We start from the raw sequence: 10,593 nt of genomic DNA on the forward strand, positions 1-10,593 counted from the left end.
CTGGACCCCCTGCTCATGCCGGACCCTGGGTCGTGAGGAGTCCGGCCGCGACCACCGGGTCGATGGGACCAGTGCCGTACGAGGGGCACCAGTGCGCGACCGGGCACGCTCCGCAGGCCGGCTTCTTGGCGTGGCAGCACCGGCGGCCGTGCCAGATCAGGCGGTGGCTGAGCATCGTCCAGTCCCTGCGCGGGAAGATCGCCGCGACAGCGTGCTCGGTCTTGACCGGGTCTTTCGCCACGTCCTCGGGCACCCACTGGAAGCGGCGGACAAGTCGCGCGAAGTGGGTGTCGACCGTGAGGCCCGGCACGTCGAACGCGTTGCCCAGCACCACGTTGGCCGTCTTGCGACCCACTCCCGGCAGAGTCACGAGATCGGCCAGCCGCCCCGGCACCTCACCGTCGTACCTCTCGACGAGGGCCGCTGACAGTCGCAGGAGGCTGTCGGTCTTGGCCCGGAAGAAGCCGGTGGACCTGATGATCTCCTCGATGTCAGCCCTCTGCGCAGCGGCCATGGCTGGCGCATCCGGACAGGCCGCGAACAGCGCGGGGGTGATCGCGTTGACCCGGCGATCGGTGGTCTGGGCGGAGAGCACGGTGGCGACCAGCAGCTCGAACGGGTTGCGGAAGTCGAGCTCGCATCCGGCCTCCGGGTAGGTCTCGGCGAGCACGCGATGCATCTTGCGAGCCCGACGCACGAGTGCCGTGTCCGGTCTGGTCATATCGGTCGGCACGGCGTCCAGCGTACGTGCCCCGGCGCGTATCTCGCCGCGAGCGCCCCCGATGTGGGAAACTGCGGCTGGGCACATATTGTGACCGACGCAACACGACCGATAGGGAAGTCCCGTGACCGACGACGTTCTCCGCCAGGCTCCGCTGTTCTCCGGCCTCGATGACGAGGCCGCCGGGGCCCTTGAGACCTCGATGTCATCAGCCTCGCTGCGGCGCGGCGAGATCCTGTTCAACGAGGGCGACGACGGCGACCAGCTGTATGTCGTCATCGACGGCAAGATCAAGCTCGGCCGCACTTCGCCCGACGGGCGGGAGAACCTGCTGGCCATCCTCGGCCCGGGACAGATGTTCGGTGAGCTCTCGTTCTTCGATCCCGGCCCGCGCTCGGCGACCGCCACGGCTGTTACCGACGTCGAGCTCATGAGCCTCGGGCACGAAGCGCTGAGCCCCGTGCTCAACGCCCATCCCGATGTCGCGCACGCTCTCCTCAACCAGCTTGCCGGACGTCTGCGTCGCACCAACGAAGTGGTCGGCGACCTCGTGTTCTCCGACGTGCCCGGTCGTGTCGCGAAGGCCCTGCTCGACCTCGCCTCACGCTTCGGCCGCCGTGCCGACGACGGTGTCCACGTCAACCACGACCTCACCCAGGAAGAGTTGGCGCAGCTCGTGGGCGCCTCGCGCGAGACGGTCAACAAGGCCCTCGCCGACTTCGCCTCACGAGGCTGGCTCCGTCTGGAACCGCGAAGCGTCGTCATCCTCGACCTCGAACGTCTGCAGCGAAGGGCCCGCTGACCCCACCCTCAGCCTCGAGCCGCTCACGGCGGAGGTGGCCCTTCGCGGTCTGGACGCGGTGCTCGTCGCGGATCGGCACATTGAGATCGGGCACGAGGAGCTTGCGCCACAATTCCGCGAAATTCGGGAAGAAATGGTGCCCTAGACGCCAAATCTTGAGGAGTGGGGGCCGAGGTGATCGAGCTGAGCGGCGACGCTGAGCTCGGCGGCCCCCCAGAGCGCCTTGTCGACGTCGCGGTAGACCTTCTCGACAACCTCACGTGGGGTCGTCGCACCCGCGTCGACGGCCGCCCTGACCTGATCGAGCCTCTCGGCCCGGTGCTCGAGGTAGAAGTCGACCACCGCAGCGGGATCATCGATGACGGGTCCGTGACCCGGCAGGATCCGTGCCACCAGGCCCTCCTCGATCAGCTCACGGATGTGCGCCAGCGAGTCGAGGTAGGGACCGAGGACGCCATCGGGGTGTGCAATGACCGTGGTTCCCCGCCCCAGGATGGTGTCACCGCTGAGCAGCGAGTCGTCACCCACGAGACGGAAGCAGACCGAGTCGGTCGTGTGCCCCGGGGTGGCGATGACCTCGATCTCGAGCCCGTCGACCGCGATGGTCTCGCCGCCGACGAGTGGCTCGGCGTCGTGGGTGAACTCAGGGTCGATCGAGCGCGCCGACGCTCCTGTGAGCTCGGTGAATCGACCCAACGCCTCGGTGTGATCGAAGTGCCGGTGGGTGAAGAGGATCAGACCGACAGGTTCGGCCACCCGCAGCACCGACTGCAGATGCGCCTCGTCACCGGGACCCGGATCGACGACGACTGACCGTCCGGCCCCGGGTTCACGCAGGATCCAGGTGTTGGTGCCGTCGAGCGTCATGATGCCGGGGTTGGCCGCGAGAACGTAGGAGGCCCGGTCGGTCACGGTCGTCGCGTGGGTCATGTGTCGTCTCCCAGATCGGTCTCGAGGAACAGCTCTCCGTCGACCTCGACCAGTCGTGGCTCGACGGTGTGAATAGTGCGCGCGGCGGCCGCCTGCAGGATCGTCCCGGCCTCGTGGACGGCGACCTCCCGGCACGCGATGACAGTGGGGGGCATCATGGCTGCCTCGCCCGCCTCGACGGCTGCGAGTACCCGATCCAGTGGTGCCCAGTCGGCCTGATCGGCCTCACGGCTCAACGCCCCGACCTTCTGGCCAGCCGGCAGCGCGGCCACGAAGAATCTGGTGTCGTAGCGGCGAGGCTCGAAGGCGGGGGTGATCCAGTGCGCCCAGGCCCCGATCAGGTCGGCACGAAGGACGAGCCCCCGCTCGCGCAGGAAGTCGGAGAAGGCGAGCTCGCCATCCTCCAGCGCGTCACGCGCTGCCTGCATGTCGGCGCCGCTCGTGTCGGCGATGACGGTCGACGCGTCGGAGCCGGCGAGCAGGACGCCGGTCTCCTCGAAGGTCTCTCGGACCGCCGCGACCACGAGACCGCGCGCGAGCCCTGCGTCGCACCGCAGTCTCAGGCCCCACTCCTCTGCGGGAGGACCCGACCACGGGACGTCGTGCAGGATGTCGGACTCGTGCATCCCGCCGCCCGGGAAGACATACATGCCAGCCGCGAAAGCCATGCTCGCCTGCCGACGCATGAGGAACGCCTCGATCCCCTCGGCGCCGTCGCGCACCACGATGATCGTTGAGGCGTGCCGCGGCTCGACAGGGTCGCCCTCCACCTCACGGGCGCTCGCGAGCAACCGCTGGGGAACCGGGATGCGCATGGGTCAGCCGATCTCGACGATCAGCTCAACCTCGACAGGTGCGTCGAGGGGCAGAACGGGCACGCCGACCGCGCTCCGGGCGTGCTGCCCCGCATCGCCGAACGCGGCACCGAACAGCTCGCTTGCGCCGTTGGCGACGGCTGGCTGCCCAGTGAAGTCGGCGGTGCTCGCGACGAAGACGGTGGCCTTGACGACCCTCACGACGTCGTCGAGGTCGGCCTGCGACTTCACCGCGGCGATGGCGTTGAGCGCGCACTGACGAGCGCAGTCGTAGGCCTCTTCAGCCGACACCTCGCCCCCGACCTTGCCGGTGAGCAGGAGCTGGCCGTCGCGCAAGGGCAGCTGGCCCGACGTGAAGACGTACGAACCTGTGCGCACCGCGGGAACGTAGACCGCGACGGGCGCCGGCACCGGCGGGACCTCGAGGCCCAGGGCGGAGAGCCGATCATCGACGGCACCCACTAGGCGACCGGACGCTTGAAGTAGGCGACGAGGTTCTCGGGGTTCATGCCCGGCACGATCTGCACGAGCTCCCAGCCGTCGTTGCCGAAGTTGTCGAGGATCTGCTTCGTGGCGTGCACGAGGACCGGCGCTGTGAGGTACTCCCATTTCGTCATGTTGCGACTGTAACGGTCACGACCATCGGAGACTGCGCTCCAGGTCTCGGATCCCCGCGCACCGTTCCCGTGAGACAGACGTTCCCCGGAAGGAGAGGGTGACGCACGACATGAGTGGGAAGGCACTGATCAGGATGCACTTCGGTCTCCGCTCGGTAGGCTCGACTGGTGGCCCTCTCGACTCAGCTCCATGTCGTCACCGGCAAAGGTGGTACGGGCAAGACGACGGTCGCCGCCGCCCTTGCCATGTCCCTCGCCGGCGAGGGCAAGAAGGTGCTCTTGTGCGAGGTCGAAGGCCGCCAGGGCATTGCCCAGCTCTTCGATGTGCCGCCGCTCCCCTACGAGGAGCGCAAGATCGCCGTCGGGCTCGGCGGCGGCGAGGTCTACGCGCTCGCGATCGACCCGGAGGCGGCACTGCTGGAGTACCTCGCGATGTACTACCGGCTCGGTCGGGCGGGCAAGGCGCTCGAACGCTTCGGCATCATCGACTTCGCCACCACGATCGCTCCCGGCGCCCGCGACGTGCTCCTGACGGGCAAGGTCTACGAGGCAGCATGCCGCCGGGACGGCAAGGACTTCACGTACGACGCGGTCATCATGGACGCCCCGCCCACAGGCCGCATCACCCGATTCCTCAACGTCAACTCCGAGGTCGCCGGCCTCGCGAAGGTCGGGCCGATACGTCGCCAGGCCGACTCGATCATGCAGATGATGCGATCGGCGCAGACGCGCGTGCACATCGTCACGGTGCTCGAGGAGATGCCCGTGCAGGAGACGATCGACGGCATCTCCGAGATGACCTCCGAGCGGCTGCCGATCGGCCACGTCATCCTCAACCTCGTGCGACCGTCGCTGCTGTCGGTAGGCAGCAGCGACGCACTCGAGTCGGGCAGCGTCAAGCCGGCGGCCGTCGGCAAGTCGCTCAACAAGATGTCGCTCGAGTCGTCGGCAGCCACCGCGCTGATCGCCGGCGGAGACGCGCACCTCGAACGGCAGCGACTGCAGGATGGCCAGCGGGAGATTCTCGACGAGTGTGCCCAGCCGTTGGTCGAGCTCCCGTCGCTCAGTGACGGCATTGATCTCGGCGCCCTGTTCGAGCTCGCCGAGAAGCTGGAGCCCCTCGCGTGACCGGCAAGGCTCAGACGACGCCGTCGACCCGCAGGGGTCGGCCCTCTCACCGTGGCGGGACGGGCACAGTCGCCGCCAGCGGGCTCGACATCGATCGCATGCTTCAGGACCGCACGACCGAGATCATCGTGTGCTGCGGATCCGGTGGGGTCGGCAAGACGACGACCGCCGCCGCGCTCGCCCTCCGCGCCGCCGAGCAGGGTCGAAAAGTCTGCGTCCTGACGATCGACCCGGCCAGGCGACTGGCTCAGGCGATGGGCCTCACCGAGCTCGACAACACCCCTCGCCCGGTCAAGGACGTCGGCGCCGACGGCGGCACGCTCGACGCCATGATGCTCGACATGAAGCGCACCTTCGACGAGGTCGTCGAGGCGCACGCGACGCCGGAGAAGGCGCAGCAGATCTTGACCAACCCGTTCTATGTAGCGCTGTCCAGCTCGTTTGCGGGCACGCAGGAGTACATGGCCATGGAGAAGCTCGGCCAGCTGCATGCCGAAGCGGTCGGCGACGAGGGCAGGCGGTGGGACCTGATCGTCGTCGACACCCCGCCCTCGCGATCTGCCCTCGACTTCCTTGACGCCCCCGACCGGCTCGCATCGATGCTCGATGGCCGCTTCATCAAGCTGTTGCTTGCTCCCACCAGAGGCCCGGCCCGGCTGTTGAGCGTGGGTTTTGGCATCGTCACCAGTGCTCTCAACAAGGTGCTCGGCGCGCAGGTGCTCACCGACGTGCAGACGTTCATCGCGGCGCTCGACACGCTGTTCGGCGGGTTCCGCCAGCGCTCGGAGATCACCTACGCGTTGCTGCAGGCCAAGGAGACCGCGTTCATCGTCGTGGCCGCGCCCGAGCCGGCCGCCATGCGGGAGGCGTCGTACTTCGTCGAGCGGCTCGCCGGTGAGCGCATGCCGCTCGCAGGGCTCGTGGTCAACCGCGTGCACGAGAACGGCGCCGAAGGCATCAGTGCCGCCGACGCCGAGTCGGCCGGTCGCAAACTCGAGGAGGGCAGCGCCACCGACCAGATCACGGCTGACCTGTTGGCGATCCACGCCGAGCGCATGCGGGTCGCGGCACGGGAGTCGCGGCTCAAGAAGCGATTCTCTGCCGCACATCCCGCGGTGCCCACCGTTTCAGTGGCAGCCCTCGCCGGTGACGTCCACGACCTCGACGGACTCCGACAGATCGGTGACCTGCTCGCCGAGCACTGACATCGGTGGGGCGGTGACGTCGAACGTCAGACGGCGACCTGGAGGATGCTGCGCCAAGCGGTGACGTTGGGTCGGCGACGGAGAAGAGCACGACGTTCGCGCTCGGTCATCCCGCCCCAGACACCCCACTCGATGCGGTTGTCCAGCGCCTCGGCAAGGCACTCGGCGCGCACGTGGCACGTTCCGCACACCTGCTTCGCACGGTTCTGCTCGGCGCCCTTGACGAACAACGCGTCAGACTTACCACGGCAGGCAGCGTCAGCTGCCCAATTTTCATTCCACATGAGATGAACCTCCCCGAGACCGGTCCGGATGACCGAAGTCGATTCTTGGTACCCAATGTAGGAAGCGGGGAGGGTTTGCGTCAGACCGTTCCTGACCATCTTTAACTAGTCACCAATGACTACGACATGCTGTCGCGGCAGATCTTGTTCGGGTGCATCCCGTACTCTGTGGAGCATGTCTTGGGACGACCTCCGCACCTCCATGCGCCGTGCAGCGCAGTCCGAAAAGCCCGTCGTCGGTAGCGCCTCGATCATCTGGTCGATGGCTCGGCTCTCCGCCGTCGCCGGGCTGATTGTTGCCGCGATCCTCGTCCCGGTCGCCGCCGTCACGGCCGTCACGGCCAACGACGTCAGCAACGAGATCGTCAACCTCCCCCTCACGCTTCCCGACCAGGCCAACGCTCAGACCACCCGCCTCCTCTCCTCCAACGGTGACCTGCTGGCCTACTTCTACGACGAGAACCGCCAGGACATCCCGCTGTCCAAGATCGCGCCGGTGATGCAGGATGCGTTGCTTTCCATCGAGGACGCACGGTTCTACGAGCACGGCGCGCTCGACCTCAAGGGCACGCTCCGAGCGCTGGTCAACAACGCGTCGGACGGGCAGACGCAGGGTGGCTCGTCCATCACGCAGCAGCTGGTCAAGCTCACCCTTGTCTCACAGGCCACGACCAAGGCTCAGGTCCGAGCGGCAACCGAGAAGTCGACCTCACGCAAGATCCGCGAGCTCAAGCTCGCCATCTCGTACGAGCAGGAGCACAGCAAGAAGGAGATTCTCGAGCGCTACCTCAACATCGCCTACTTCGGAGACGGCTCCTACGGCATCAGCGCGGCGGCATTCCACTACTTCTCCCGCAGCCCCGACAAGCTCAACGCGCGTCAGGCGGCAACCCTCGCCGGCCTCGTCAAGAACCCTGTCGAGTTCGACCCGAACATCTACCCCGAGCGCGCCCTCCAGCGACGCAACACCGTCCTGGCAGTGATGGGCCGCCTCGGGAAGATCACTCCGGCAGAGTCCGAGAAGCTGCAGGCCCAGCCCCTCGGGCTCAAGATCACGAAGTACCCCAACGGCTGCGTATCGTCGAAAGCGTCCTTCTCGTGTGACTACATCCGCCGCTACCTCCTCACGCAGAACGCCCTCGGCCCCACGGTCGCCGACCGTCAGCGCAACCTCCTGCGCGGCGGACTGACCATCAAGTCCAACATCGACATCCGTATGCAGAAGGCGAGCAACACGGCCGTCACCAAGACCGTCAAGCCCACAGACAGGGCTATCGCCGCCATGGCGCTGGTCGAGCCCGGCACCGGCAAGGTGCGTGCCGTCGCCCAGTCGCGGCCCATGGGTCGCAGCAAGAAGAAGGGGCAGTCCTTCATCAACTTCACGGTGCCCAGGCGCTACGGCGAATCCGGAGGATTCCCGGCCGGTTCGACGTTCAAGATGTTCACCGTCGCCGCTGCTCTCAAGTCCGGCATCGACGTGGGACAGACGTTCAACTCGCCGCCGAAGCTCACCATCCCTGCCGGCAGCTATTACGACTGCGAAGGTGGCGGCACAGGTCCGTTCGAGGTGAGCAACTCCACCTCGTCGGGGACCATGAACATGTACACGGGCCTGCGAAAGTCGGTCAACACCTACTTCGCGCAGCTCGAGAAGAAGGCCGGGCTCTGCAACACGGTTCGCGCGGCCGAATCCATGGGCATCGTCGTCCCCTTCCCCGGACCGGGCAAGCCGTCGACCAACAACCAGGTGCCGTCGTTCACTCTCGGAGTCACCGACGTGAGCCCGCTCGACATGGCGGCCGCCTACGCGACCCCGGCCTCCGGTGGCATGTACTGCAAGCCCCAGCCCGTCGCCCAGATCCTCGACTTCGAGGGCAAGGTCATGAAGTCGTTCTCACCCAGCTGCCACCGTGTCATGAGCAAGGACAACGCCGCCCAGATCAACGACATCCTGAAGGGTCTGCAACAGCCCGGCGGCTTCGGATACAGCAACGGCACCGGCCTCAACATCCCGTCGGCGGCCAAGACCGGCACCACGCAGGACAACAAGTCCGTCTGGTACGCCGGGTACACGCCCGAGCTCGCGACTGCAGCCATGATCGCCGGAGTCAAGCAGAATGGGAGCCCGAAGTCGCTGTCCGGTGTGACCATCAATGGTCGCTTGCTCGACTTCAACTCGGTGGGCGGCAGCTCGCTCGCCGGGCCCATGTGGAAGATCGCGATGGGTGTGATCCAGGACTACCTGACGCCCACCAACTTCGACCCGCCACCAAAGGGCCAGCCTGTGGCACTCAGAGTCGAGAACAAGGTCACGAAGACGCCCTCAAAGCCCTCTGCGCCTTCCACGACTTCTACGCCTTCCAAGCCCTCCAAGCCTCCCAAGCCCCGCTAGTTCGCAGGTCAGGCGCCGAGCTGTCGCTTGACCTCCGCCGCGACGGCGCCGCCGTCGGCCTTGCCCTTGACCTGGGGCGACACCACGCCCATAACCTTGCCCATCGCCTTCATGCCCTCGCCCGCTGAGCCGGTCGACTCGACGGCAGCAGTGACGACGGCGTTGATCTCCTCCGTGGTGAGCTGCGCCGGGAGGTACTCGGCCAGGATCGCCGCCTCTGCCAGCTCCTTCTCGGCGAGTGCGGGCCGGTCGCCCTCGGCAAACGCCTCGGCCGCCTCCCGACGCTTCTTGGCCTCCGAGCCGAGCACCGTGACGACATCCTCATCGCTCAGCTCGCGGGCCTCCTTGCCGGCCACCTCGGCATTGGTGATCGCGGAGAGCACCATCCGCAGGGTCGAGGTGCGCAGAGCGTCGCGTGCCTTCATCGAGGTGGTGAGGTCGGAGTGGAGCTGGTCCTTGAGAGCTGACATGGCTCCAGTGTCCCACCGCCCGCGGCCCGGCCTTGGCGCAATGCGACGAGCAGGAGTGGGTGCATCTGAACCAGCCGGCGGGTGTGGCAGGCTGGACCGGTGCGATCCCCCCTTCGGCCTGTCATGGCCACGCTGGCGCTCGGCGCCGCCGGGCTCGCCTACTCCTCTGTCTACGAGGTCCGAGCATTCACGCTACGACGCATGACGGTGCCGGTCCTTGCGGCTGGGTCCGAACCGTTGCGCGTCCTGCACCTCTCCGACACTCACATGACTCCCGGACAGCACAAGAAGCAGCGATGGTTGAGGGAGCTCGCCGACCTCCAGCCCGACCTGGTGATCAACACCGGCGACAATCTCGCCCACCTCGACGCCGTGCCGTCGGTGCTTGCGGCGTACGGCGACCTCCTCGATCTGCCTGGCGCGTTCGTCTTCGGTTCGAACGACTACTACTCGCCGGTCGCGAAGAATCCGGTCAACTACCTTGTCGGGGGCACCGGCGTCAGCAACGGCGGCGATTGGATGCGCCCCAAGGACCTTCCGTTCGAAGAGCTGCGCAGCGCCTTCACCCAGCGCGGCTGGACGGACCTCAGCAACCGGCACGGCACCCTCGAGGTCAACGGACGACGACTCGACCTTGTCGGTGTCGACGACCCTCACCTGAACTTCGACGAGCTCGACCACGTACCGGCCGACACCACGGCAGACCTCGCCATCGGTGTGGCGCATGCGCCCTACCTGCGCGTCCTCGATCGCTGGAACTCACTTGGATATCCGTTGATCATGGCCGGTCACACTCATGGGGGCCAGCTCTGTCTGCCATGGTTCGGGGCTCTCGTGACCAACTGCGACCTCGACCGCAAACGCGCGAAGGGCCTGCACACACATCAGGTGCCGGGGCACGATCCGTCGTGGTTGCACGTGTCCGCCGGACTCGGCACGTCCCCTTTCACATCGGTGCGTTTTGCCTGCCGCCCCGAGGCCACCCTGCTCACCCTGACTGGGATAGACTCGTCAAGTTCCCTCTTGTAGGGGCGTCGGGCTGTGGCGCAGCTTGGTAGCGCGCGTCGTTCGGGACGACGAGGCCGCAGGTTCAAATCCTGTCAGCCCGACATTGTGATGTCTCAGGACATTCCGGAAGACCGAACCTGTAAAGGGTTCGGTCTTCTGTCATTTCTGGGGTTTCCCGCGGGGTTGGTAGTCGCGGTCGGTGTCGATGGTGAGCTCGCGGA

At 66.9% G+C, this 10,593-nt stretch carries 12 protein-coding genes and 1 tRNA gene; 6 read left to right on the top strand and 7 right to left on the bottom strand.

Annotation, left to right across the window (positions count from 1 at the left end; genetic code table 11):
- Positions 1-13 precede the first annotated feature (13 nt).
- A complete protein-coding gene (gene nth, locus H7290_RS19810) occupies positions 14-721 on the bottom strand; it encodes an endonuclease III (protein ID WP_290515753.1) in 708 nt (235 codons plus the stop codon).
- Between the two features lie 124 nt (positions 722-845).
- Here nth and H7290_RS19815 point away from each other — a divergent pair, with 124 nt between their 5' ends.
- Positions 846-1,523, top strand: a complete 678-nt coding sequence (locus tag H7290_RS19815) for a Crp/Fnr family transcriptional regulator (RefSeq protein ID WP_290515744.1) — start codon at positions 846-848, stop codon at positions 1,521-1,523.
- 141 nt (positions 1,524-1,664) lie between these two features.
- On the opposite strand, the gene H7290_RS19820 is transcribed toward H7290_RS19815, so the two are convergent.
- Genes H7290_RS19820 through H7290_RS19835 form a run of 4 tightly spaced genes read right to left on the bottom strand, consistent with a single transcriptional unit; the run spans position 1,665 to position 3,885 of the window.
- Complete coding sequence (locus H7290_RS19820; RefSeq protein WP_290515745.1) at positions 1,665-2,453, bottom strand: MBL fold metallo-hydrolase; 789 nt, start codon at positions 2,451-2,453, stop codon at positions 1,665-1,667.
- The gene (locus tag H7290_RS19825) at positions 2,450-3,268 is read right to left on the bottom strand and encodes an NUDIX hydrolase (RefSeq protein WP_290515746.1); all 819 of its coding nucleotides are present in this window, start codon (positions 3,266-3,268) and stop codon (positions 2,450-2,452) included. The genes H7290_RS19820 and H7290_RS19825 overlap by 4 nt, the downstream gene beginning before the upstream one ends.
- A 3-nt stretch (positions 3,269-3,271) precedes the next feature.
- Positions 3,272-3,730, bottom strand: coding sequence for a RidA family protein (locus H7290_RS19830; RefSeq protein ID WP_290515747.1), 459 nt, complete (start codon positions 3,728-3,730; stop codon positions 3,272-3,274).
- Complete coding sequence (locus H7290_RS19835; RefSeq protein ID WP_290515748.1) at positions 3,730-3,885, bottom strand: DUF4177 domain-containing protein; 156 nt, start codon at positions 3,883-3,885, stop codon at positions 3,730-3,732. Before H7290_RS19835 ends, H7290_RS19830 begins: the two co-directional genes overlap by 1 nt.
- Positions 3,886-4,053: 168 nt before the next feature.
- On the opposite strand from H7290_RS19835, the gene H7290_RS19840 reads away from it, so the two are divergent.
- Together H7290_RS19840 and H7290_RS19845 are read left to right on the top strand one after the other, a co-directional pair.
- On the top strand, positions 4,054-5,013 hold the full coding sequence (locus H7290_RS19840) for an ArsA-related P-loop ATPase (protein ID WP_290515749.1): 960 nt from the start codon (positions 4,054-4,056) through the stop codon (positions 5,011-5,013).
- 98 nt (positions 5,014-5,111) lie between these two features.
- A complete protein-coding gene (locus tag H7290_RS19845) occupies positions 5,112-6,218 on the top strand; it encodes an ArsA-related P-loop ATPase (protein ID WP_290515754.1) in 1,107 nt (368 codons plus the stop codon).
- A 26-nt stretch (positions 6,219-6,244) separates the two neighbouring features.
- On the opposite strand, the gene H7290_RS19850 is transcribed toward H7290_RS19845, so the two are convergent.
- A complete protein-coding gene (locus H7290_RS19850; protein WP_290515750.1) occupies positions 6,245-6,502 on the bottom strand; it encodes a WhiB family transcriptional regulator in 258 nt (85 codons plus the stop codon).
- Positions 6,503-6,677: 175 nt separating this feature from the next.
- Between H7290_RS19850 and H7290_RS19855 the strand changes: the two genes are divergently transcribed.
- On the top strand, positions 6,678-8,894 hold the full coding sequence (locus H7290_RS19855; protein WP_290515751.1) for a transglycosylase domain-containing protein: 2,217 nt from the start codon (positions 6,678-6,680) through the stop codon (positions 8,892-8,894).
- 8 nt (positions 8,895-8,902) lie between these two features.
- Here the strand turns inward: H7290_RS19855 and H7290_RS19860 are convergent, their stop codons facing one another.
- Entirely contained in the window at positions 8,903-9,364 is a 462-nt protein-coding gene (locus tag H7290_RS19860) for a GatB/YqeY domain-containing protein (RefSeq protein ID WP_290515752.1), read from the bottom strand.
- 99 nt (positions 9,365-9,463) lie between these two features.
- Between H7290_RS19860 and H7290_RS19865 the strand changes: the two genes are divergently transcribed.
- Together H7290_RS19865 and H7290_RS19870 are read left to right on the top strand one after the other, a co-directional pair.
- Positions 9,464-10,393: a metallophosphoesterase gene (locus tag H7290_RS19865; RefSeq protein ID WP_366927658.1), complete on the top strand. Its 930-nt coding sequence runs from the start codon at positions 9,464-9,466 to the stop codon at positions 10,391-10,393.
- Between the two features lie 6 nt (positions 10,394-10,399).
- Positions 10,400-10,473, top strand: a tRNA-Pro gene (locus H7290_RS19870).
- Positions 10,474-10,593: the final 120 nt, after the last annotated feature.

This window comes from Aeromicrobium sp., assembly GCF_014378035.1.
Lineage (GTDB): Bacteria > Actinomycetota > Actinomycetes > Propionibacteriales > Nocardioidaceae > Aeromicrobium.

What these genes read in the sequence shown, in the direction of transcription:
- H7290_RS19850 (WP_290515750.1), bottom strand. Translation starts at nt 6,502, where the DNA reads ATGTGGAATGAAAATTGGGCAGCTGACGCTGCCTGCCGTGGTAAGTCT.
- H7290_RS19825 (WP_290515746.1), bottom strand. Translation starts at nt 3,268, where the DNA reads ATGCGCATCCCGGTTCCCCAGCGGTTGCTCGCGAGCGCCCGTGAGGTG.
- H7290_RS19860 (WP_290515752.1), bottom strand. Translation starts at nt 9,364, where the DNA reads ATGTCAGCTCTCAAGGACCAGCTCCACTCCGACCTCACCACCTCGATG.
- H7290_RS19835 (WP_290515748.1), bottom strand. Translation starts at nt 3,885, where the DNA reads ATGACGAAATGGGAGTACCTCACAGCGCCGGTCCTCGTGCACGCCACG.
- H7290_RS19855 (WP_290515751.1), top strand. Translation starts at nt 6,678, where the DNA reads ATGTCTTGGGACGACCTCCGCACCTCCATGCGCCGTGCAGCGCAGTCC.
- nth (WP_290515753.1), bottom strand. Translation starts at nt 721, where the DNA reads ATGACCAGACCGGACACGGCACTCGTGCGTCGGGCTCGCAAGATGCAT.
- H7290_RS19845 (WP_290515754.1), top strand. Translation starts at nt 5,112, where the DNA reads ATGCTTCAGGACCGCACGACCGAGATCATCGTGTGCTGCGGATCCGGT.
- H7290_RS19820 (WP_290515745.1), bottom strand. Translation starts at nt 2,453, where the DNA reads ATGACCCACGCGACGACCGTGACCGACCGGGCCTCCTACGTTCTCGCG.